The 21,894-nt window shown below is 59.7% G+C and carries 20 protein-coding genes; 10 read left to right on the forward strand and 10 right to left on the reverse strand.

Translation table 11 applies throughout. The features are described from left to right. Positions 1 to 30: 30 nt before the first annotated feature. Positions 31 to 852, reverse strand: a complete 822-nt coding sequence (locus WIR04_RS14700; RefSeq protein ID WP_338887894.1) for a hypothetical protein — start codon at positions 850 to 852, stop codon at positions 31 to 33. Between the two features lie 360 nt (positions 853 to 1,212). Beyond that, on the reverse strand, positions 1,213 to 3,204 hold the full coding sequence (tkt, locus tag WIR04_RS14705; protein ID WP_338887896.1) for a transketolase: 1,992 nt from the start codon (positions 3,202 to 3,204) through the stop codon (positions 1,213 to 1,215). Positions 3,205 to 3,545: 341 nt separating this feature from the next. Here tkt and metK point away from each other — a divergent pair, with 341 nt between their 5' ends. The 7 genes from metK (at position 3,546) to ruvX (ending at position 9,499) form a co-directional block, all read left to right on the forward strand. After that, the gene (metK, locus tag WIR04_RS14710; RefSeq protein ID WP_025326202.1) at positions 3,546 to 4,697 is read left to right on the forward strand and encodes a methionine adenosyltransferase; all 1,152 of its coding nucleotides are present in this window, start codon (positions 3,546 to 3,548) and stop codon (positions 4,695 to 4,697) included. 68 nt (positions 4,698 to 4,765) lie between these two features. After that, on the forward strand, positions 4,766 to 5,305 hold the full coding sequence (locus tag WIR04_RS14715; RefSeq protein ID WP_338887898.1) for a SprT family zinc-dependent metalloprotease: 540 nt from the start codon (positions 4,766 to 4,768) through the stop codon (positions 5,303 to 5,305). Positions 5,306 to 5,378: 73 nt separating this feature from the next. Then, complete coding sequence (locus tag WIR04_RS14720) at positions 5,379 to 6,077, forward strand: endonuclease (protein ID WP_025326200.1); 699 nt, start codon at positions 5,379 to 5,381, stop codon at positions 6,075 to 6,077. Positions 6,078 to 6,140: 63 nt separating this feature from the next. Continuing rightward, positions 6,141 to 6,872, forward strand: coding sequence for a 16S rRNA (uracil(1498)-N(3))-methyltransferase (gene rsmE, locus WIR04_RS14725; RefSeq protein WP_338887900.1), 732 nt, complete (start codon positions 6,141 to 6,143; stop codon positions 6,870 to 6,872). A gap of 51 nt (positions 6,873 to 6,923) precedes the next feature. Further along, positions 6,924 to 7,874 (forward strand): glutathione synthase, encoded by a 951-nt coding sequence (gene gshB / locus WIR04_RS14730; RefSeq protein WP_338887902.1) that lies wholly within the window; start codon positions 6,924 to 6,926, stop codon positions 7,872 to 7,874. A gap of 195 nt (positions 7,875 to 8,069) precedes the next feature. Then, the gene (locus WIR04_RS14735; RefSeq protein WP_338887904.1) at positions 8,070 to 8,624 is read left to right on the forward strand and encodes a YqgE/AlgH family protein; all 555 of its coding nucleotides are present in this window, start codon (positions 8,070 to 8,072) and stop codon (positions 8,622 to 8,624) included. Between the two features lie 452 nt (positions 8,625 to 9,076). Next, positions 9,077 to 9,499 (forward strand): Holliday junction resolvase RuvX, encoded by a 423-nt coding sequence (ruvX, locus tag WIR04_RS14750; RefSeq protein WP_025326196.1) that lies wholly within the window; start codon positions 9,077 to 9,079, stop codon positions 9,497 to 9,499. Positions 9,500 to 9,525: 26 nt separating this feature from the next. Here ruvX and yidZ read toward each other — a convergent pair whose 3' ends face one another. From yidZ to WIR04_RS14770, 4 genes are all read right to left on the reverse strand, one after another. After that, complete coding sequence (gene yidZ / locus WIR04_RS14755) at positions 9,526 to 10,545, reverse strand: HTH-type transcriptional regulator YidZ (RefSeq protein WP_338887905.1); 1,020 nt, start codon at positions 10,543 to 10,545, stop codon at positions 9,526 to 9,528. A 13-nt stretch (positions 10,546 to 10,558) separates the two neighbouring features. Further along, positions 10,559 to 11,728, reverse strand: coding sequence for an MFS transporter (locus WIR04_RS14760; RefSeq protein WP_338887906.1), 1,170 nt, complete (start codon positions 11,726 to 11,728; stop codon positions 10,559 to 10,561). A 274-nt stretch (positions 11,729 to 12,002) separates the two neighbouring features. Next, complete coding sequence (gene ampC, locus WIR04_RS14765; RefSeq protein WP_338892595.1) at positions 12,003 to 13,160, reverse strand: FOX/MOX family class C beta-lactamase; 1,158 nt, start codon at positions 13,158 to 13,160, stop codon at positions 12,003 to 12,005. A gap of 245 nt (positions 13,161 to 13,405) precedes the next feature. After that, positions 13,406 to 14,845, reverse strand: coding sequence for an alanine/glycine:cation symporter family protein (locus WIR04_RS14770; protein ID WP_025326192.1), 1,440 nt, complete (start codon positions 14,843 to 14,845; stop codon positions 13,406 to 13,408). A 725-nt stretch (positions 14,846 to 15,570) separates the two neighbouring features. Here WIR04_RS14770 and tal point away from each other — a divergent pair. Together tal and WIR04_RS14780 are read left to right on the forward strand one after the other, a co-directional pair. Further along, a complete protein-coding gene (gene tal, locus WIR04_RS14775; protein WP_139745836.1) occupies positions 15,571 to 16,521 on the forward strand; it encodes a transaldolase in 951 nt (316 codons plus the stop codon). A 193-nt stretch (positions 16,522 to 16,714) separates the two neighbouring features. Beyond that, on the forward strand, positions 16,715 to 16,894 hold the full coding sequence (locus WIR04_RS14780; protein ID WP_025326190.1) for a DUF3545 family protein: 180 nt from the start codon (positions 16,715 to 16,717) through the stop codon (positions 16,892 to 16,894). 98 nt (positions 16,895 to 16,992) lie between these two features. On the opposite strand, the gene WIR04_RS14785 is transcribed toward WIR04_RS14780, so the two are convergent. Further along, positions 16,993 to 17,541, reverse strand: a complete 549-nt coding sequence (locus tag WIR04_RS14785; protein ID WP_106887518.1) for a hemerythrin domain-containing protein — start codon at positions 17,539 to 17,541, stop codon at positions 16,993 to 16,995. Between the two features lie 166 nt (positions 17,542 to 17,707). Next, positions 17,708 to 18,394, reverse strand: coding sequence for a uracil-DNA glycosylase (ung, locus tag WIR04_RS14790; protein ID WP_307765612.1), 687 nt, complete (start codon positions 18,392 to 18,394; stop codon positions 17,708 to 17,710). Between the two features lie 567 nt (positions 18,395 to 18,961). Between ung and grcA the strand changes: the two genes are divergently transcribed. Further along, the gene (grcA, locus tag WIR04_RS14795; protein ID WP_025326187.1) at positions 18,962 to 19,342 is read left to right on the forward strand and encodes an autonomous glycyl radical cofactor GrcA; all 381 of its coding nucleotides are present in this window, start codon (positions 18,962 to 18,964) and stop codon (positions 19,340 to 19,342) included. Positions 19,343 to 19,448: 106 nt separating this feature from the next. Here grcA and WIR04_RS14800 read toward each other — a convergent pair whose 3' ends face one another. Further along, complete coding sequence (locus WIR04_RS14800; RefSeq protein WP_338887907.1) at positions 19,449 to 20,732, reverse strand: dicarboxylate/amino acid:cation symporter; 1,284 nt, start codon at positions 20,730 to 20,732, stop codon at positions 19,449 to 19,451. A 304-nt stretch (positions 20,733 to 21,036) separates the two neighbouring features. After that, positions 21,037 to 21,891, reverse strand: coding sequence for a 3-deoxy-8-phosphooctulonate synthase (gene kdsA, locus WIR04_RS14805; protein WP_025326185.1), 855 nt, complete (start codon positions 21,889 to 21,891; stop codon positions 21,037 to 21,039). Between the last annotated feature and the right edge of the window lie 3 nt (positions 21,892 to 21,894).

Here is a 21,894-nt window from a genome sequence, read left to right on the forward strand (position 1 = left end):
CACCGGCTTAGGCCGGTGTCTTTTATCTCGCTATTTAAAGAGTAAGTCGTTGGGCTGACTATTTTTACGTCTAGACATTCTCATTTTTTTAATCACGGAACCCATTAGACCAATGCAGCCAGAAAAGAAGAACATCCCTCCGACTATGAACCCGGTGAGTAATACCGCATTGAATTTCGCAGGATCATCCATAGCAGTGACAGCATAAGTATGATCTTTACCGAAACCAGCCTTTCCTAACAGTAACTCCTCGAATGTTAAAGATAGAATGAAGGTCCCAAACCCTATCATGGCAAGACAACCCAATATAGGGCACAGATATTTATATTTTCCTCCTTGAAACTCTTCTAGGGGCTCGATTATTAATGCTAAGCCGCACGCCCCACCCATAATATAAAGAGCATTATCTGAAATAGGGGTTACATATATAAGCAGGTCTCGCATACCTGGAGTGTGATATGAAAAAGTCTCAGCAAACCCATGAAACTTAGGGAATATATCTATCCCATTTCTCATCAAAACCGCTTCTAATATTCCAACAAGTGGTGCCCCCAGAAGCATATAGAGTGCAACGTTGAATATAATACTCTTTCCTATTGAATAAACCTTTTCATTATCTCTCTTGTCATAGTGATCTATTATGCACAATGCAGCGACAATACAGAATAAAAACGATGAGATGGCGATAATTAATGTTGGAATGCCAGAGATAAAGAAACCACCTCTTTTCGCTGGAATATAGGTATACCCATTAGCCAGCTCGGCAACACCGTAGGCCACACTAACGAGCATTAAAAAAGCACATACCAGACGTACTCTAAGTGGTATGTGATTAGGCTTATACTGTGACATGCAAACTTCTTTCCCTTGAGCAGAACATGTTGTGTCTACTAAATGAACTATTTAAAAACACAGCCGGATATGACAACGCTCTCTTCAACGCTCACTCATCACTACAGCTTAAGTGTGAAAAGTTCCATTCAGCATTAGGCTGAATCAGAGACAAGTAGACTCGTAAGAGCATTGTACGCATATGCGTCCATCTAATAAATGGTCTCTCTCACAACTACACTGTTTGGAGCCCGTTTTTCATTAAGCCTTCTGCAACACTCTCAGGATCATAAAAAACGCCCCCCATCTTGCGATGGAGGGCGTTTTATTGTTCTAGCTATTGGGCCTAGGCGACCCAATGTTCAGCGTTTACAGGGGCTATTACAGGGACTCTGCGGTCGCAACCACGTTTTCCACGGTAAAGCCGAATTCCTTGAACAGCAGCTCGGCCGGGGCGGACTCACCGAAGGTGGTCATGCCGATGATCTTGCCGCCGAAGCCCACGTACTTGTACCAGTAGTCGGCGATACCCGCTTCGATGGCGACACGCTTGGTGACGCTGGACGGCAGGACGGACTCCTTGTACTCGGCAGATTGGGCGTCGAACACGTCGGTGGCCGGCAGGGAGACCACGCGCACGGCGCGGCCCTTGGCGGTCAGCTGCTCATAGGCGGCCACGGCCAGCTCCACTTCGGAACCGGTGGCGATCAGGATCAGCTCCGGGGTACCGGCGCAATCCTTCAGCACGTAACCACCCTTGGCCACATCGGCCAGTTGCTGGGCGGTGCGGTCCATCTGGGGCAGGTTCTGACGGGAGAAGATCAGGGAGGTCGGGCCGTCATGGCGCTCGATGGCGTGCTTCCAGGCGATGGCAGACTCTACCTGGTCACAGGGGCGCCAGGTGCTCATGTTCGGGGTCAGACGCAGGGAGGCGATCTGCTCGACCGGCTGGTGAGTCGGGCCATCTTCACCCAGACCGATGGAGTCGTGGGTGTAAACGAAGATGGCGCGCTGCTTCATCAGGGCGGCCATGCGCAGGGCGTTGCGGGCGTACTCCATGAACATCAGGAAGGTGGCGCCGTAGGGGATGAAACCACCGTGCAGGGCGATGCCGTTCATGATGGCGGACATGGCGAATTCGCGCACGCCGTAGTGGATGTAGTTGCCTGCGGCGCTCTCGGGAGTCAGAGACTTGGAGCCGGACCACATGGTCAGGTTGGACGGGGCCAGATCGGCGGAACCACCCATGAATTCCGGCAGCAGCTTGCCGAAGGCTTCCAGGGCGTTCTGGGATGCTTTACGGGTCGCGATCTTGGCCGGGTTGGCTTGCAGGGTCTCGATGATCTTGGCAGATTCAGCGGCCCAGTTGGCCGGCAGCTCGCCTGCGGTACGGCGCTTGAATTCGGCAGCCAGGGTCGGGTGCGCGGCTTCATAGGCGGCAAACTTGGCAGCCCAGTCGGACTCCAGCTTGGTGCCTTTCTCCTGGGCATTCCACTCGGCGGCGATCTCGGACGGGATGACGAAGGGCGCGTGATCCCACTTCAGGAAGGCACGGGCGGCGGCGATCTCGTCGTTGCCCAGCGGTGAGCCGTGGCAATCGTGGGAGCCGGACTTGTTCGGGGAGCCGTAGCCGATGATGGTGCGGCAGCAGATCAGGGTCGGCTTGCCGGTCTCGGCCTTGGCGGCTTCGATGGCGGCGTTGATGGCTTCCGGGTTGTGACCGTCAACAGCCGGGATGACGTGCCAGCCGTAGGCTTCGAAACGCTTGGGGGTGTCGTCGGTGAACCAGCCTTCCACATGACCGTCGATGGAGATGCCGTTGTCATCCCAGAAGGCGATCAGTTTGCCCAGCTGCAGGGTACCTGCCAGAGAGCAAGCCTCGTGGGAGATACCTTCCATCAGGCAGCCGTCGCCCATGAAGGCGTAGGTGTAGTGGTCGACGATATCGTGACCCGGCTGGTTGAACTGCTCGGCCATGGCCTTCTCGGCGATCGCCATGCCCACGGCATTGGTGATGCCCTGACCCAGAGGACCAGTGGTGGTTTCGATGCCAGGGGCATAACCGTACTCCGGGTGACCCGGGGTGCGAGAGTGCAGTTGGCGGAAGTTTTTCAGATCGTCGATGGAGAGGTCGTAACCGGAGAGATGCAGCAGGGAGTACAGCAGCATGGAGCCGTGGCCGTTGGACAGCACGAAGCGGTCACGGTCGGCCCACTTGGGGTTGTTCGGGTTGTGCTTGAGGTGGCCACGCCACAGCACTTCGGCGATATCTGCCATTCCCATGGGGGCGCCCGGGTGACCGGAGTTGGCTTTTTGAACGGCATCCATACTCAATGCGCGAATGGCATTGGCAAGCTCTTTACGAGAAGGCATCTGTATCTCCTGCGATTGCTTCATTTGATGGCCAAGATTAAGGCGCGTTATTGTCCCAGCAGGGCGGGCGCGGTGCAAATATTATCTGGGCGAATAAAGTGGCTTTGGGAGCACAATCGCTTTTCTGGCCCGGGAAAACGATTCAATCCGCCCCCTCTCTTACCTCCATCGGGGTGGTTGCCCCCTCAGCCTTGGTCCGGGCGGGTCCAACCCCAAATAGTGCTGGCAATCACCCTGTGACCTAATTAAAATAGACGTCCAGATGTAGATACCTCTACAGTCATCCTGTCATTTTCCGGTTATGGCCAAGGCGATAACCCCATACGAATCGAGAACCAATCATGGCAAAGCTGTTTACTTCCGAGTCGGTCTCCGAAGGCCATCCCGATAAAATCGCCGACCAGATCTCCGATGCGGTGCTGGACGCCATCCTGGTGCAAGACACCAAGGCGCGCGTCGCCTGCGAGACCCTGGTCAAGACCGGCATGGTGATGGTGGCCGGTGAAGTAACCACCTCTGCCTGGGTCGACATCGAGCAGATCGTGCGCGACACAGTGCGCGAGATAGGTTACACCCACTCCGACATGGGCTTCGATGCCGACTCCTGCGCCGTGCTGAACGCCATCGGCAAGCAGTCCCCGGACATCAACCAGGGCGTCGATCGTACCGATCCGCTGGAGCAGGGTGCCGGTGACCAGGGCCTGATGTTCGGCTACGCCACCAACGAAACCGACGTGCTGATGCCCGCCCCCATCACCTACTCCCACCTGCTGGTGAAGCGTCAGGCCGAAGTGCGCAAGAACGGCACCCTGCCGTGGCTGCGCCCGGATGCCAAGAGCCAGCTCACCTTCGCCTACGACAACGAAGGCAAGATCCTGGGTGTGGATGCCGTGGTGCTCTCTACCCAGCATTGCGACTCCATCAGCCACAAGGATCTGGTGGAAGCGGTGCGCGAGGAGATCATCAAGCCGGTGCTGCCGGCCGAGTGGATCACCAAGGACACCAAGTACTTCATCAACCCGACCGGCCGTTTCGTCATCGGCGGCCCCATGGGTGACTGCGGTCTGACCGGTCGCAAGATCATCGTCGACACCTACGGCGGCATGGCCCGTCACGGTGGTGGCGCCTTCTCCGGCAAGGACCCGTCCAAGGTTGACCGTTCCGCCGCCTACGCCGCCCGCTACGTTGCCAAGAACATAGTCGCCGCCGGTCTGGCTGCCCGCTGTGAAGTCCAGGTCTCCTACGCCATCGGCGTGGCCGAGCCGACCTCCATCAGCGTCGAGACCTTCGGCACCGGCAAGGTGGCCGAGGAGCTGCTGGTCAAGCTGGTGCGCGAGTTCTTCGAGCTGCGCCCCTACGGCCTCATCGAGATGCTGGATCTCAAGCGTCCCATCTACCAAGCGACCGCCGCCTACGGCCACTTCGGCCGTGACGAGTTCCCCTGGGAGAAGACCGACAAGGCCGCTCTGCTGCGCGACGCCGCCGGTCTGTAAGGCTGGCCGTTGTGATAAAAGGGGAGCCTGGCTCCCCTTTTGCTTATCCGCTACCCGACGAGACCTCGATGTCTGCCACCAGATCCCAACTCGACGCTTCCCTGCTCCAGCTGCTGCACCAGCGGGTCGACGCCTGCTTCATGCAGGCGGAGGCGCGCCTCGGCCGTTCCTTCCCACGCCCGCGCGTTCACTGCAACATGCGGGGCCGGGCGGCGGGGTCGGCGCGGCTGCAAACCTGGGAGCTGCGCTTCAACCCGGCGCTCTATGAAGCCAACCAGCAGGCCTTTCTGGCCGAGGTGGTGCCCCACGAGGTGGCGCACCTGCTGGTCTATGCCCTCTGGGGGGAAGGGCGCGGCAAGTCGCGGGTGCTGCCCCACGGTCGCCAGTGGCAGTCGGTGATGCGGGAGCTGTTCGCGCTCGCTCCCAACACCACCCACAGCTTCGATCTCACGGTGCTGGCCCAGCGCACCCATGCCTATGCGTGTGCCTGCCAGCAGCATCAGCTCTCGGTGCGCCGTCACAACAAGGTGGTGCGCGGCGAGGCCCGCTATCACTGCCGCCGCTGTCGCCAGCCCCTGGTGTTGCAGCCGGGGTCGCCAGCGGATTGAGTCAACCCCTGTCGTGCCCCTGTGTTAGGGTGCGCAGCTTCTTCAGCCAACCGTTTCATTGCCAAGGATCTTCATGTTTCGCTCTCTGTTCACCCTCAGTGTCGGCCTGCTCATCAGCCTGCCGTTCATCAGCTCGCCCCTGCAGGCCCAGACCTTTCGCGCCGCCAAGCAGGATCTGAACAAGCTCTATCAGAGCCACCCCACCACCTTCTATTGCGGCTGCAACATCAAGTTCAGCGGCAAGCAGATGGCCCCCGACTGGGAGAGCTGCGGCTACCTGCCGCGCAAGCAGGCCAATCGCGCCTCTCGCATCGAGTGGGAGCACGTGGTCCCCGCCTGGGAGTTCGGCCACCAGCTCCAGTGCTGGCAAGAGGGCGGGCGCAAGAACTGCGGCAAGAGCGACGAGTTCAACAAGATGGAGGGGGACATGCACAACCTCTTCCCCGCCATCGGCGAGGTCAACGGCGATAGGGCCAACTACCGCTTCTCCGACTGGAACGGCAAGCCGAACCAGTACGGCAAGTGCCAGATGCTGGTGGACTTCAAGGATCGCCGGGTACAGCCGCCCAAGGGGCCGGTACGCGGCCAGATAGCCCGCGCCTACCTTTACATGGGCCAGCAGTATGGGCTGCGCCTGGCCGCCCAACAGCGTAAACTGTTCGAGGCTTGGGACAGGCAGTACCCGGCCGACCGCTGGGAGTGCGAGCGCAACAGCCGCATCGGCAAACTGCAGGGCAACACCAACCCCTTTATTGAAAAGCAGTGCCGATAACCCCATCTATGGGCACAAGGGATTTAAAATCCCTCTTCTTGAACCAGAGACTGACACTGAGCCATGCGCATTCCACGTATCTATGAACCGGCCGCCCTGCAGGTGGGCCAGACTCTCGCCCTGTCGGAAGACGGTGCCAACCACATCGGCCGGGTGCTGCGCATGCAGCCGGGTCAGCAGCTCGAGCTGTTCAACGGCGACGGCAACCAATATGCCGCCACCATCACCGGCGTCGGCAAGAAGTCGGTGGACGTGACCATCGACAGCTGCGAGGCCCGCTCGGTGGAGTCCCCCTTCGCCATCCATCTGGGCCAGGTGATCAGCCGTGGCGACAAGATGGATTTCACCATCCAGAAATCCGTCGAGCTGGGTGTCACCTGCATCACGCCGCTCTTCTCCGAGCGCTGCGGCGTCAAGCTGCCCGCCGACAGGCTGGAGAAGAAACGCGAGCAGTGGCAGAAGGTGGTGATCAGCGCCTGCGAGCAGTGCGGCCGCAATGTGGTGCCCGAAGTTCGCATGCCGATGGAGCTCGATGCCTGGCTGGCCGAAGAGACCCAAGAGCTCAAGCTCAACCTGCACCCGCGCGCCCCCTACAGCATCAACACACTGCCGGTGCCGGAACACGGGGTGCGCCTGCTGATCGGCCCGGAAGGGGGCTTGTCGAGCGACGAGATCGCCCGTACCGTGCAAGAAGATTTCAAAGAGATGCTGCTGGGGCCGCGGGTGCTGCGCACCGAAACCGCCGCCCTGACCGCCATTACCGCGCTGCAGTGCCGCTTTGGCGATCTGGCCTGAAACAGGTTTTAAGAATCTCACTCGCAATCGAGCCACAAGAAGGAAACTCGGATGACCATTAAACTCGGCATAGTGATGGACCCGATTTCGGCCATCAATATCAAGAAAGATTCCAGCTTTGCCATGCTTGAAGAGGCGCAAAAGCGCGGCTATGAGCTCTTCTATCTGGAGATGTCGGATCTCTACATGGAAGCCGGTCGCGCCTTTGGCACCATGCGCCCGCTGACCGTCAAATATGACTATGCCGACTGGTTCAACCTGGGCGAGGTGATCGATCAGCCCCTCTCCACCCTGGATGTGATCCTGATGCGCAAGGATCCGCCGTTCGACACCGAATTTATCTACGCCACCTACATGCTGGAGCGAGCCGAGGATGAGGGCTGCCTCATCGTCAACAAGCCCCAGAGCCTGCGCGACGCCAACGAGAAGCTCTACACCGCCTGGTTTGCCGAGCATACCCCGACCACCCTTGTCACTCGCAGAGCCGATAAGCTGCGCGCCTTCCACGCCAAACACAAAGACGTGATCCTGAAGCCCTTGGACGGCATGGGCGGCGCCTCCATCTTCCGCATGAAGGAGGATGACGCCAACGTGGGGGTCATCATCGAAACCCTCACCGCCCACGGCAGCCAGTACTGCATGGCACAGACCTTCCTGCCCGCCATCAAGGACGGCGACAAGCGGGTGCTGGTGGTGGACGGCGAGCCCGTGCCCTACTGCCTGGCCCGCATTCCGGCCCAGGGAGAGACCCGTGGCAACCTGGCGGCCGGCGGCCGCGGCGAGGCGCGTCCCTTGAGCGAGGCCGACTGGGCCATCGCCCGTGCGGTGGGCCCTACCCTGAAAGAGAAGGGGCTGATCTTCGTCGGGCTCGACATCATAGGCGATCGGCTGACCGAGATTAACGTCACCAGCCCGACCTGCATCCGCGAGATCGAGGCGGCCTTCCCGGTGCATATCACCGGCATGCTGATGGATGCCATCGAACGCCGGCTGGGAAAATAACCCCAGGAGACGCCCCCTCGAGGCCGTCACCCAGGCAGTGACACCACAGGGGCCAGCGCGGCCCCTGCTCTTTTCTGTTGCGCGACGATGTGAGCCAGCCCCCGGACTTCCGGCTTTTCTGCGCGAAAAAGCGGTTTTGCCCGCCGCCGTCAACTGCCATAATCACCCCAAATACCTTTGCACTCTTTGATATCTATGCAAACACTGCAAAACCATTTTCTGCTCGCCATGCCGAGCCTCACGGACCTCTACTTCGAACGCTCCCTGGTCTATCTGTGCGAGCACAGCAGCGAGGGAGCCATGGGACTGGTGGTCAACATCCCGGTGGACATGTCCCTGGACGCCATGCTGACCAAGCTCAAGCTGAGCCCCCCTGCCACCGCCGAGATGAAACAGCCGGTGCTGCAAGGCGGCCCGGTCCATGCTGATCGCGGCTTCGTGCTGCACAGCTTCAGGCCCGGCTTCAACTCCACCCTGCAGGTGAGCGACGAGATGATGGTCACTACCTCCAAGGACATCCTCGAAACCCTGGGCACCGCCGAGGCGCCGGACCACTGGCTGGTGGCGCTGGGTTACGCCGGCTGGAGTGCAGGGCAGCTCGAGCAGGAGCTGGTGGATGGCGCCTGGCTGGTGATCCCCCCCAACCCCAGGCTGGTGTTTGACACCCCCATTCATCAGCGCTGGCAGCAGGCCGCCGCCAGCATCGGCGTCAATCCCCTGCATCTCTCCAGCCAGGTGGGACATAGCTGATGGTGTTTGACACGCACATTCACCAGCGCTGGCAGCAGGCCATTGTCGTCATCAGCATCGGCGTCAACCCTCTGCATCTCTCCAGTCAGGTGGGGCACAGCTGATGGTGTTTGATACGCACATTCACCAGCGCTGGCAGCAGGCCATTGTCGTCATCAGCATCGGCGTCAATCCCCTACACCTCTCCAGCCAGGTGGGGCACAGTTAGATCCCTTGTCACGCTCTTTAGTTGGTGCAGTTCCCATTTAGTGCCCCTCATCCCCAGCCCTTCTCCCGCGAGGGGAGAAGGGGGTAAATCGGCACGTTTCGGATATATCTGCGGCAACCAGTCAGCTAAAACGGAGTTAGCCAGATTCGAGCGAACATAACCTCGGCAGGTGCCCTCTCCCTCCGGGAGAGGGCAAGGGTGAGGGGAAACGGCATCTTTTTATTCATCTATTTCAAGGACATCCATGTCATCACGCAGCATCATGGGCTTTGACTACGGCACCAAGAGCATAGGCGTCGCCATCGGCCAGGAGCTCACGGGCACGGCCCAACCCCTTCGTTCCCTCAAGGCCAACGACGGTATTCCCAACTGGGACGAGATTGAAAAGTTGCTCAAGGAGTGGCAGCCGGATCTGCTCATTGTCGGCCTGCCGCTGAACATGGATGGCACCGATCAGGAGATCACGGTGCGGGCCCGCAAGTTCGGCAACCGCCTCCATGGTCGCTTCGGCAAGCCGGTGGAGTTCAAGGACGAGCGGCTCACCACCACGGATGCCCGTGCCCGCCTGTTCGAGCGCGGCGGCTACAAGGCGCTCGACAAGGGCAGCGTGGACGGAGTCTCCGCCCAGCTTATCGTCGAAGCCTGGATGGAAGAGCAGTACGGTTGAGTTCAGGGGGCCATTGGCCCCCTGAATCAGACACCTCCCGCCGGCGCCAACACAGTCTCTCCCCCGCCCCACGGGAACAGGGCAAGCCCCTTCGCCGCCAGGCCATAGAGCCGCTTCGTCTCATTGCGCAGCCACATCACCTTGGCATCCTGGTTATGGCGTTTGTGCCACAGCAGGATGAAGGCTATCTCAAGTTGCTTGTAGAGTGATTCGGGGAGTGGCAGGGGCATGGCGATCAGGTTGTCGTGGTGTCTGGCGGCATAGCCAGCGCAATAGGACGGCGCCACCGCGATCAGCTCATGGCTCGACTGGGAGGCGATGTGCAGGGCCTGCTCGAAACTCGCTACCATGATGGGCACCTCCCGCCTCTGCCCCTCGTCCTCCAGCAGATCGTCCAGCGCCCAGCTGTCGCTGGCCTCCCACACCACGCTTACCTGGGGACAGGCCAGGAAGTTCTCCAGGGACCAGGTCTGCTGGAGCAGGGGGTGATCTTTACGCAGGAACACCACGGGCCTGTCGCTGAACAGTACCTCGTGATCGATGTAATAGGGCAGCCGGTTGACCCTGGCCTGGGATCGACCGTGGGTCTCCCGGGCGCAGAAGCCGAGATCCGCATCCCCGTTGACTATGTCGTTGAGGGAGTGGTGATCCCACCCCAGCATCCTGACCACAGAGTGGGGGTACTTCTGGTAGATGGTCATGGGCAGCTCGCTCAGGAAGCTGGTGCTGAAGGGGGACTCCATCACCAGGCTGAAGCGGGCCCCCTCGGGGATCGCCTCGCTATTGAGGGAGGTGATGCTGTCCGTCAACATGAACCAGGCCTTGAGCTCCTCCTCCAGGGTCAGGGAGAGCTGGGTCGGCTGCAGCCCCTGACGTACCCGCACCAGGAGGGGATCGTCAAACCAGTCCCGCAGCTTGGCGAGCGCCTTGCTCACCGCCGAGGGGGTGACGCAGAGCTTCTTGGCCGCCCCTGTCACGCTGCGCTCCTGCATCAGGTGCTTGAAGACCACCAGCAGGTTCAAATCCAGTTCACCCAGGTTGCGCATCTTTCCTCTCCCCCTATCCCCGCGACCGCGCTTCACGCAGCGCGAGCCATGGTAGCAGCCCTTTGACGGCCAGGTAACTGAGCAGGGTCAACAGCAGGGCAGAGATCAGCATCAAGGATGGGGCCACACCAAGCTGGCCCAGCAGCCAGATATAGAGGCCGGAGAGGCTGATCTGCATGATGCAGAGCAGGGCGCTGGCAAATGCCGCCTGGTGCTGACACTCCGCCAGCGCTTCCCCCATCGCCACCCCGAAGCCGCAGGAGAAGCCGATGCAGACCAGGGCAAAGCCCGGCAGCAGCAAGGGGATACCGCCCCCCAGCTGCCAGCTGCCGAGCAGGAAACAGGCTGCCAGCAGATAGGCCAGGTGGGAGAGCGCCAGCACCCTCTGCTTGCCCAGCCAGCGCAGCAGCAGCGGCGTCAGGAAGGAAGCTGACATGCTCACCCCGGCCATCACCATCATCACCAGGGAGTACTGCTCAGTGGTGAAGCCAAGCCCCTGCATCAGGATCAGCGGCGAGACGCTGACATAGACCAGGATGGCGGTCACGCTGGCACTGGTCAGAAGCGAGTGCAGCATGAAGCGCGGGGAGCCCAGCAGGGCAAGGGGCCGGGTCGCGCCACGCTGCTGGCGGGTCGGGCGAGTCTCCCTGAGCAGCAGCAGGTTGACCAGGCCGCTGACGGCCGCCACCAGCGCCATCGCCACGAAGATCCCGCGCCAATCGAAATGCGACAGTATGAGATAACCGAGCACCGGCGCCAGCACCGGAATGACGCAGATCACCCCGTTGATCATGGAGAGCGCCATCGCCAGCCGCTCCTGGCTCAGCACATCCCGCAGCACGGTAAAGGTCATGATATAGAGCGCCCCCGCCCCGACCCCCTGCCAGAAGCGGCCGAAATAGAACTGGCTGATCCCCGCCGCATTGGCCGCCACCAGGGAGGCGAGGACAAAAATCAGGGCGCCCCCCAGTACCACCCAGCGCCGCCCATGGCGATCCGCAATGATCCCCCCCAGAAGCACTGTGGCCGCCATGCCGAACAGGTAGATGGAGAAGGCGGTGTGGATCTGCGCCTCGCTCGCCTGCAGGGCATCGGCAATCTGGGGCACGGCCACCAGATAGAGATCGATCCCGACCGGGTAGAGGATGATCATCAGGAAAGTGCACAGCAGGAAAATGCCCATGGATGCTCCATTGCGAAAGGCCCGCCCACGCAGACCATGCCAACCAGCGTCGGTGGCCTGAGCATGGGGGACAGGTTGAATATGGGCAGCACTATAGGAGGGGCGCCCGCTCGCACCTAGTGACGAGATGGCGATCGGTAGATTCCAGTTTGGAAATTCGGCGGCGGGGGGCACGCCATTGGGGCCATCAGGTGACGCCTGACTGTGCCGGGAAGCACCAAAGAGTACGCCGGGCAATCCCGGCGTACTCACCTCAATCAACGGGGCCGAGCTGTCACTCCGTCAGCTTGCTCAGAATGGCGTGGGCCGCCTTGACGCGGGCGTCATTGGGATAGTTGCGATTAGCCAGCATGACGATGCCGACGCCCTTGGCGGGCACGAAGACCACATAGGCACCGAAGCCGTTGGTCGCGCCTGTCTTGTTGTAGAGCCGCGCCTCCCCCACCTTCTGGGACCCGGCAACGGGGCTGACCGGATTGGCATTGTAAGTCACCGCCGGGGAGTTGCCCGCCAGCAGCGCCGCTTCACTGACGGGATAGGGGTAGCTCTCCCAGCCGAGCCCCTGGGTCATGGTTCCCACCGAGTAGATCCCCTTGTGGGTCATGGCGATCGCCTGCTGCAACGGCTCGTCGCCACCGTCTGCCATGTTGGCACCGACGAAGGCCAGCAGATCCGCCGAGCTGGTCTTGATGCCATAGGCCTCGTCCGCCAGGATCCCCGGGTTGACCCGGATGGGTTTGTCCTCTTTCGAGTAGCCATAGGCGTAGTTCCCCATGGCCGCGGCGGGCTCCTTGAGATAGGTGTGGGCCAGGCCGAGCCCGGGCAGCAGGGTCTGGCTCATCAGCTGCTCAAAGGGTTGCCCCAGGCTATGGGCCGCCAGGTGGCCGAACAGGCCGATACTGGGGTTGGAGTACTGGCGATGGGTGCCCGCCGGGTAGGCTGGCGTCCACTGGCGATAGTAGGCACGCATCTTGTCGGTGGAATCCACCTCGTCGGGGAATTGCAGCGGCAGGCCCCCTGCGCTGTAGGTGGCGAGCTCGGCCATGGTGATGCCGTCGAAGGCGGAGCCTTTGAGCCAGGGGGCGTGCTGGCTCACCTTGTCATCGGACTGGAAGCCGCCCTTGACCACGGCGTAGGCCCCAAGCGTTGCCGTAAGAGTCTTGCTGACCGAGCCTATCTCGAACAGGGTCTGCTCGCTGACGGGGGCTCCGCTCTCCCGGTTCGCCACCCCGTAGTTGAAGTAGTGGGCCTTGCCATCCTTCAGCACGGCCACCGCCATGCCCGGGATCCTGTACTCCTTGAGCACGGGCCGGATGCTGGCATCCACCAGGGGGCGCAGGGGATCACCCTGGGTGTCCGCAGCGGCCTGTGTCAGGCCAGCCCACAGCAGGGTGCCCGCCGTCAGCAATGTCATCCGCACCCGTTGTTGCATGGTCATTCTATCCTCTCGGTTGCTTGGGATCGCCGCACCAGCGACGAACTGTGGGGCCAGCATAACGAGCCAAGGTGTGCTGGATGTGAAGTGGCGTGAAGTATCGTCGCTTTTGCCAGGGAGGCCTTCAGCCAGCACCCTGTGAATCTATCCACCCGTGCCATCGTTCCGGTGGGCATGGCCCATATAGCAGAGGGGAGCCCATGGCTCCCCTCTTTCATTACCCAACCGGATCAACCCAGGGCTCAGGCCTGCTTGCTCTTGGGCGGGTTGTCCCAGATCCCCTCTTCCAGCTGACTGCGCAGCTCGGGGTACTTGTTGGCATCGAAGGTGGGGACGCGACCCAGCTTGAGCTGGTCGTTGTAGTCCTTGGCCAGCTTGATGGCAACCCCTGAGAGCAGCAGTATGGCGATCAGGTTGACGATGGCCATCAGCCCCATGGAGACATCCGCCAGGGCCCACACTGTCGGCAGCTCACCCACTGAACCGAACATCACCATGCCCAGCACGAACATCCGGAACAGCATCAGGCCGCCCTTGTGGTTGTGCTCGAGGAACACCAGGTTGGTCTCGGCGTAGGAGTAGTTCGCCACTATGGAGGTGAAGGCGAAGAAGAAGATGGCCGCCGCGATGAAGATGTTGCCACCACCACCGACCTGGGAGGAGAGTGCACGCTGGGTCAGCTCGACCCCGGTGACCCCTGACCCCGGCTCGAACTGGCCGGACATCAGTATGATGGCGGCAGTACAGGTACAGATGACGATGGTGTCGAGGAAGACCCCCAGCATCTGCACATAGCCCTGGGACGCCGGGTGCGGCGGATAGGGGGTGGCGGTCGCGGCGGCGTTGGGGGCTGAGCCCATGCCGGCTTCGTTGGAGAAGAGGCCGCGCTTGATGCCGTTGATCATCGCCTGGGAGATGGCGTAACCCATGGCGCCGGAACCCGCCTGCTCGATGCCGAAGGCCGACTTGATGATGAGGACAAAGACCCCGGGCAGCTCGCTGATGTTCATGGCTACCACGAACAGCGCCATCAATATGTAGGCCAGCGCCATGAAGGGCACTACCAGTTCGGCGAAGCGGGCGATGCCGCGGATGCCGCCGAAGATGATGAGGCCGGACAGCACCACCAGTGCCAGACCGCTGACCCAGTCAGGGATGCCGAAGGCGACGTTCATGGCCAGGCTGATGGAGTTGGCCTGCACCGCATTGAACACCAGACCGAATGCCAGCAGCAGACAGAGGGAGAAGACCACCCCCATCCAGCGCATGCCGAGGCCACGCTCCATGTAGTAGGCGGGACCGCCACGGTAGTTGCCGTCTTCATCCTTGACCTTGTAGAGCTGGGCCAGGGTGCTCTCGACGAAGGCGGTGGCCATGCCGATGAAGGCGATCAACCACATCCAGAAGACGGCGCCTGGGCCCCCCAGGTAGATGGCGACGGCCACACCGGCCAGGTTGCCGGTGCCCACACGGGCGGCCAGACTGGTACAGAGTGCCTGGAAGGAGGAGATGCCGGCACTGTCGGATTTGCGGCTATTGCGCAGTACCGAGAACATGTGGCCGAAGTGGCGGATCTGGATAAACCCCAGGCGGAAAGTAAAGAAGAGTCCGACCCCGATCAGCAGGTAAATGAGCACGGCTCCCCACATCAGGTCGTTAATCATTGCAATCAAGGTGTCCATAATTCTCTCGTTGTTATCACATCCATGGTCAGTCTGCGCTGACCGCTCTCTGTCAATTTCCGAATTAGCATTGCGCCGAAGGGGCGGAATCTAGCATAGGGAGGGAATTCAGAATAGTGATTAGGCTCACTGGAAAGACAAAAAACGAGCGATTTGATGCAAAAAAGCTTCATTTAGCACGCAAATAATCAACAAAACTTGATGTGCGATTCTATAGCCGACGAATAAGACCCAAAAGGGACTTTCCTGTCGATATTCCCATGAAGGTAAAAAACAGATGCCTTGGCGGGCGGCGGCAAGGCAAGCGTTTGCCTCTGATGTCGCCCAGCCAGGGGCTTGTCACGCCAAACGTTTTACACGTAATTAAATTTCAAGTAGCTGACAAGAGTATTTGTGTGACCCACTGCACAAAATGAAGAATCAACTAAAAAAGTTGCTTTTGTGCCGGCCGCCTGCCGTTGCCAAAAGATAAGTAAAAGTCGTTTTTTATCAGACACTTTGCTCCTGACACTCCCCCCCCTCCCGCCACCTGGGTGATTCACGTACAAGGCCCCCTATTGCAGGAAGCGTCACATCCGTATTAATTAGGCAGGCAGTGGCGATGGGCCACCCCCATCGTGCTTTTCTGAGCCTGAGTCGCCGGGATTTTGTAATTTTATTTCAGAACGGCCGTCTCACGCCCGCAACCCCTGGGATTGCTCCCTCATATAGAGATGATATTTGCTATGGCCGATAAATTAACCCAGCTGAAAGCCCTGACCACGGTAGTTGCCGACACCGGCGACATCGAAGCCATCAAGCGCTACCAGCCCATCGATGCCACCACCAACCCCTCCCTGGTGTTGAAGGCATCCGAGATCCCCGAGTACGCGGCTCTGATCGAAGACGCCATCAACTGGGCCAAGTCCCAGAGCCAGGACAAGGCACAGCAAATCATCGACGCGGGCGACAAGCTGGCGGTCAACATAGGTCTGGAAGTACTGAAGATAGTCCCGGGCCGCATCTCCACCGAGGTGGATGCCCGTCTCTCTTTCGACACCGACGCCAGCATCGCCAAGGCCCGCAAGCTGATCCGCCTCTACAACGAAGCCGGCATCACCAACGATCGCATCCTGATCAAGCTGGCCTCCACCTGGGAAGGCATCCGTGCCGCCGAAGTCCTGGAGAAAGAGGGCATCCAGTGCAACCTGACCCTGCTGTTCTCCTTCGCCCAGGCCCGTGCCTGTGCCGAAGCCGGCGCCTTCCTGATCTCCCCGTTCGTGGGCCGCATCCTCGACTGGTACAAGGCCAAACACAACCGTGACTACACCGCGAGCGAAGATCCGGGCGTGGTCTCAGTCACCGCCATCTACGATTACTACAAGCAGCACGACTACCAGACAGTGGTGATGGGTGCGAGCTTCCGCAACACCGGCGAGATCCTGGAGCTGGCCGGCTGTGACCGCCTGACCATAGGCCCTGCCCTGCTGGAAGAGCTGAGCAAGACCGAAGGCGCCGTGGTGCGCAAGCTGAACTACACCGGCGAGCGCAAGGCAAAGCCGACCCCCATGACAGAAGCGCAGTTCCGCTGGGAGCTGAACCAGGACGCCATGGCGGTCGAGAAGCTGGCCGAAGGCATCCGCATGTTCGCCGTCGATCAGGGCAAGCTGGAAACCATGCTGGCCAGCCGTCTGTAAACAGACGGGCCGAAGCCATCTCGGCCAGCCCCTCCACAGGAGGTGTTGCGCCGATAAAACCGGGCTCCCGAAAGGGCAGTCCGGTTTTTTTTATCCACCTTTCCGATTGTCACAACTAGGTCATAAAAACGTTTTATTTTCAAATGCGTCGTGTTATACGAATGGTGAAAACCATAAAACCAAGGAGGGAGCCATGGACATGTTCAACTTCGATTTTGACGAGGTCGTTGAGCTGGGTTCACGTAGCCGCGGGACAACGGGAAAGAAACGCAAATGGCGTGAGATAGAGGCGCTTAAAGACAAGCACCGCCTGCAAAAGGAGCTGCAAGCCATCGACATCGCCTATGAAGGTTCGGAAGAACTGGAGCTCTAGTGTCACCGGCGTCGCCGATGGCGACACAGACGCGCTGACAGAGTAAAACAAGACGCCCCGGCCAAGCCGGGGCGTCGTTTTTTGGCCCGCCTGCCATTTCAGGATGAGGGGGGCAACGAGAGCTGCTTGGCCAGCGCCTGAAAGTGCTGGCTCACCTCGGCCCCAAACAGGGGATCATTGATGGCCCTGTTCTGCCAGAGCTGCTCGAGCTGACGCCAGTCATCCTCGGTCAGGGAGTCACGCAGATGGGGGAAGATCACCCCCTCCTCGTAGTTCATATGGGCCTCCTGCTGCTCGATGAACTGCTCCAGCTTGGCGGTGAACTGCTCAAGCGGAATGACGGCGTCCATCAGTATCATCTCCACCATCTCCTTGAGCTCGGTGCCGGCCACCAGCAGGCGGGCGTGCTCCTCATGCAGCCGGTTGGCGACCTCCCCTTCCACCACCCTGTATTTCAGGTAGTAGTCATAGATCATGTCTTCCTTAGGGTGATGGAACTTGTCGGAGACCTCCCGCAAGTAGTCCACCACGTCCCGGAGCAGGAAATAGCTCACCGGCTGCTCATTGCGGATGGCTGCCAGCTTGTGCTTGAGCAGTGTCAGCAACCTGGCGATGTTGAGGTGGTCCTTATGGAGACTGGATAACATGAGCACTCCTTGCGCTGAATTGAAAAAGAGACTGTCTCGAGTATACGGTCATTTATTACCCGAACTTTGCACTCAATCAAATCAGTTGCAGACAACCCCCACCCCGGCGACGCAGACAAGCGGGCAAGCCTGCGCGCCCTGGCCACTCGCAGAGGCGGGAGAACGGTCAGGCCGGCACAGGCAGGTCATGGCAGACCGAGAGCCAGTCGATGGGGCTCATCCCCTGCTCTACCAGCAGGCGGTTTGCCTCCGAGAAGTGACCACAGCCGATGAAGCCGCGGTGGGCGGACAATGGGCTGGGATGGGGAGCCGTCAGCACATGGTGACGCGACCGGTCGATGAAGCGTCCCTTCTTCTGGGCATGGGCTCCCCACAGCAGGAAGACCACCCCCTGACAGTGGGAGTTGATCCGCTCTATGACCCTGTCGGTGAAGGTCTCCCAGCCCAGGTGGGCATGGGAGTGGGCCATGCCCGCCTGCACCGTCAGCACCGTATTGAGCAGCAGCACACCCTGGGTGGCCCAGGACTCCAGGAAGCCATGACTGGGTGTGACAAAACCCGGCAGATCCCGCTGCATCTCCTTGTAGATGTTGACCAGGGAGGGAGGCGTGCGCACCCCGGGCAGCACGGAGAAGCAGAGGCCGTGGGCCTGACTCGGCCCGTGATAGGGGTCTTGCCCCAGGATCACCACCTTGACCTGATCCAGCTCGGTCAGCTTGAAGGCATTGAACACCTCGGTGGCCGGGGGGTAAATCACCTTGCCCGCTTCCCGCTCCTCCCTGACGGTCGCCAGGGTTGCCTTGAAATAGTCCTGCTCTTTCTCAGAACCGATCACATCCTTCCAGGTCAGCACGCCAGTCTCCTCTCTCTGTGAATCCACTACCTCTGGCACCCCAATATCCTCGATGAATGCCGCAAGGGGCTCAGGATAGGGGGCCGGGCAGCAAGACGCAACCGCGACTCGGCGCTGAGGGATGGCAACACCTGCGCCCCTGCGTCCGCCAAAACCCCTGGTCCCCTGCCTGTCGAGATGACGGCCGCACACCTGGCCACCCAGCGAGGTCCTGCCCTGATCTTGCAAGACGCCCGACCCTGACCTTATAAAGAGAATAACGGCTAAAGATGTAGTTAAATTACTAGATATACCCAATAAAAAATGCATAATTTATATATCTTACAAAATCATAAAAATGATCTATTTTTGATTAATCTCAATGAATTAATCCCTTTTCTCGCGCGCAGAATGCGCTTTTATTGATTTGGATCAATTTTCGTATTATTACCATCGTGGTATATATGACCCCAACGAAGTAAAGGTGTAAGGCAAGGCCCCGTTAAATCATCCCGTCATCAAGGTGGTTTAAAAACATCAGGGTAATGTGCTTACCGTTGAATCCGCTTTCCTATGAGGAGTCATACCATGATCAAGGGCATCCAAATCACCCAGTCCGCCAACGCCGCACTGCTGAACTCTTTCTGGCTGCTGGATGAAGAGAAGCAGCAAGCTCGCTGCATCTGCGCCAAGGGCGACAGCTTCGTCGCCGATCAGGAAGTCGCACTGTCCGACCTGGGCCAGTTCGAATACCGTGAACTGCCGGTCCAGACCGAGCCCGTGGTCGAGGGTGGTCAACACCTGAACGTCAACGTGCTGCGCCGCGAGACCCTGGAAGACGCCATCGCCAATCCGGAAAAGTACCCGCAGCTGACCATCCGCGTGTCCGGTTATGCAGTGCGTTTCAACGCCCTGACCCCGGAACAGCAGCGTGATGTGGTCACCCGCACCTTCACCCAGAGCCTGTAATTCCCTCTGCGGTCATCTGCACCATGAAAAACGGCCCACCCGGGCCGTTTTTTTATGGGCAAGCCACGGTGCCTGCCCATCTCGCCTTGCAGACCGCGCCTGCCGGCTATCCGTGCTGGTCGACCTTCTGCACGGCGACCGGGTTGGCGAGCACCTCGTTCATCTTCTGCTCGTCGAGCTGATCGCAGTAGCGCGCCACCACCAGAGTTGCCACACCATTGCCGATGAGGTTGGTCAGGGCCCGCGCCTCCGACATGAAGCGGTCTATCCCCAGGATCAGCGCCAGCCCGGCCAGCGGCAGGTGCCCCACCGCCGAGATGGTGGCCGCCAGCACGATGAAGCCGCTGCCGGTGACCCCGGCCGCCCCCTTGGAGGAGATGAGCAGCACCACCAGCAGGGTGAGCTGCTGGAACAGATCCAGCGGCGTATTGGTCGCCTGGGCGATGAAGACGGCCGCCATGGTCAGGTAGATGGAGGTGCCATCCAGGTTGAAGGAGTAACCGGTCGGGATCACCAGGCCCACCACCGACTTCTTGCAGCCGAGCGCCTCCATCTTCACCAGCATGCGCGGCAATACGGATTCGGAAGAGGAGGTGCCCAGCACGATCAGCAGCTCTTCCCGGATGTAGGAAATAAAGCGCACTATGCTGAAGCCATTTGCCCTGGCGATGCTGCCCAGCACCATGAAGATAAATAGCAGGCAGGTCACATAGAAGCAGGCAATTAGCTGACCGAGCTGGACCAGCGAGCCGATACCATATTTCCCTATGGTAAAGGCCATGGCACCAAAGGCGCCAACCGGTGCCAATTTCATGATCATGTTGATGATGCCGAAAATAACCTGGGAGAAGCTGTCTATCATATTGAAGACCAATTTCCCCTTCTCGCCGATATGATGCAGGGAGAAGCCAAACAGCACCGCAAACAGCAACACCTGAAGAATGTTGCCGCTGGCAAAGGCGCCGATCACGCTGCCCGGGATAACATCAAGCAGGAAGGCGATGATGCCCTGCGACTTGGCTTGCTCGGCATAGGCCGAGATGGCGCTGGCATCCAGCGTGGCAGGATCCACGTTCATGCCTACCCCGGGTTGCAGCAGGTTCACCACGCACAGCCCGATGACCAGGGCGATGCTGCTCACCACTTCAAAGTAGAGCAGCGCTATGGCACCTGTCTTGCCCACCGCCTTCATGCTCTCCATGCCGGCGATGCCGGTCACTACGGTGCAGAAAATAACGGGGGCAATGATCATCTTGATTAATTTCACGAAGCCATCACCCAAAGGCTTCATATCTGCACCAAGGTCGGGATAGACATGTCCCAGAAATACCCCCAGGGTGATAGCAAGCAGCACTTGGAAATAAAGGCTGCTGAATATTTTCTTGTGCATGATTAACGTCCTGTTAATTAATTGGCATCTCATATGGCAGAAATAGGCATGCTGGGAGCCGTCACGAGAAAATATCCTTCTCTCGCTGGCGTCATGCTATTTCGTCATCGCAACGGCGCCACTTTCACACGTTATAAGGCGCAATTAAGAGACATCAATCACACAACATATTTAACATCATTAACACCACGGCAACCGTGATATAGTTGGTCGGTGATGTATTTAAGACCCTAATGAAAATACTCTGGATAAAAAAATGCCCCGCATGGCGGGGCACTTTTTATCAAGACCGTCGGCCTGGAGATCAGGCGGAGGTGTCGAGCGGCTCGAAGCCCTTGATGAGATCGTCGATGGCCTTCATCTGCTTGAGGAAACCTTCCAGCTTCTCCAGCGGCAGGGCGCTAGGACCGTCGCAGCGAGCGATCTTGGGATCCGGGTGGGATTCGATAAAGAGACCCGCCAGGCCGACCGCCATGCCGGCGCGAGCCAGCTCGGTCACCTGATCCCGACGACCACCGGAGGCGGCCCCCAGGGGATCGCGGCACTGCAGGGAGTGGGTGACGTCGAAGATGACCGGATAGCCGCCGGTGCTCTTCTTCATTACGCCCAGGCCCAGCATGTCCACCACCAGGTTGTCATAGCCGAAGTTGGCACCGCGCTCGCACAGGATCAGGCGATCGTTGCCGCACTCCTCGAACTTGTCGGTGATGTTCTTCATCTGGCTCGGGCTCAGAAACTGCGGCTTCTTGATGTTGATGACGTTGCCGGTACGGGCCATGGCCTCCACCAGATCGGTCTGGCGCGCCAGGAAGGCGGGCAGCTGGATAACGTCAACCACCTCGGCGACCGGCTTGGCCTGATGGGGCTCGTGCAGATCGGAGATGACCGGCATGCCGAAGGTCGCTTTCAGCTCCTGGAAGATCTTCATTCCCTCTTCCAGACCCGGCCCCCGGTAGGAGTGGATGGAGGAGCGGTTGGCCTTGTCCCAGCTCGCCTTGAACACGAATGGTATGCCCAGCTTGCTGGTCACTTCCACGTACTTCTCGCACACCGCCATCGCCATGTCGCGGGATTCCAGCACGTTCATGCCGCCGAACAGCACGAAGGGCTTGTCGTTGGCGACGTCGATCGCATTGATCTTGATATTCTTCTGTTCCATCTC

The organism is Aeromonas rivipollensis, assembly GCF_037811135.1.
Classification (GTDB): Bacteria; Pseudomonadota; Gammaproteobacteria; order Enterobacterales; family Aeromonadaceae; genus Aeromonas; species Aeromonas rivipollensis.

Bases quoted from the DNA above. Each gene is read 5' to 3' on its own strand.
- WIR04_RS14720 (WP_025326200.1), top strand. From the start codon at position 5,379: ATGTTTCGCTCTCTGTTCACCCTCAGTGTCGGCCTGCTCATCAGCCTG.
- WIR04_RS14780 (WP_025326190.1), top strand. From the start codon at position 16,715: ATGGACATGTTCAACTTCGATTTTGACGAGGTCGTTGAGCTGGGTTCA.
- WIR04_RS14700 (WP_338887894.1), bottom strand. From the start codon at position 852: ATGTCACAGTATAAGCCTAATCACATACCACTTAGAGTACGTCTGGTA.
- WIR04_RS14800 (WP_338887907.1), bottom strand. From the start codon at position 20,732: ATGCACAAGAAAATATTCAGCAGCCTTTATTTCCAAGTGCTGCTTGCT.
- WIR04_RS14770 (WP_025326192.1), bottom strand. From the start codon at position 14,845: ATGGACACCTTGATTGCAATGATTAACGACCTGATGTGGGGAGCCGTG.
- yidZ (WP_338887905.1), bottom strand. From the start codon at position 10,545: ATGCGCAACCTGGGTGAACTGGATTTGAACCTGCTGGTGGTCTTCAAG.
- tkt (WP_338887896.1), bottom strand. From the start codon at position 3,204: ATGCCTTCTCGTAAAGAGCTTGCCAATGCCATTCGCGCATTGAGTATG.
- WIR04_RS14760 (WP_338887906.1), bottom strand. From the start codon at position 11,728: ATGGGCATTTTCCTGCTGTGCACTTTCCTGATGATCATCCTCTACCCG.
- rsmE (WP_338887900.1), top strand. From the start codon at position 6,141: ATGCGCATTCCACGTATCTATGAACCGGCCGCCCTGCAGGTGGGCCAG.
- WIR04_RS14735 (WP_338887904.1), top strand. From the start codon at position 8,070: ATGCAAACACTGCAAAACCATTTTCTGCTCGCCATGCCGAGCCTCACG.
- grcA (WP_025326187.1), top strand. From the start codon at position 18,962: ATGATCAAGGGCATCCAAATCACCCAGTCCGCCAACGCCGCACTGCTG.
- ampC (WP_338892595.1), bottom strand. From the start codon at position 13,160: ATGCAACAACGGGTGCGGATGACATTGCTGACGGCGGGCACCCTGCTG.
- kdsA (WP_025326185.1), bottom strand. From the start codon at position 21,891: ATGGAACAGAAGAATATCAAGATCAATGCGATCGACGTCGCCAACGAC.
- ruvX (WP_025326196.1), top strand. From the start codon at position 9,077: ATGTCATCACGCAGCATCATGGGCTTTGACTACGGCACCAAGAGCATA.
- WIR04_RS14715 (WP_338887898.1), top strand. From the start codon at position 4,766: ATGTCTGCCACCAGATCCCAACTCGACGCTTCCCTGCTCCAGCTGCTG.
- metK (WP_025326202.1), top strand. From the start codon at position 3,546: ATGGCAAAGCTGTTTACTTCCGAGTCGGTCTCCGAAGGCCATCCCGAT.
- gshB (WP_338887902.1), top strand. From the start codon at position 6,924: ATGACCATTAAACTCGGCATAGTGATGGACCCGATTTCGGCCATCAAT.
- WIR04_RS14785 (WP_106887518.1), bottom strand. From the start codon at position 17,541: ATGTTATCCAGTCTCCATAAGGACCACCTCAACATCGCCAGGTTGCTG.
- tal (WP_139745836.1), top strand. From the start codon at position 15,571: ATGGCCGATAAATTAACCCAGCTGAAAGCCCTGACCACGGTAGTTGCC.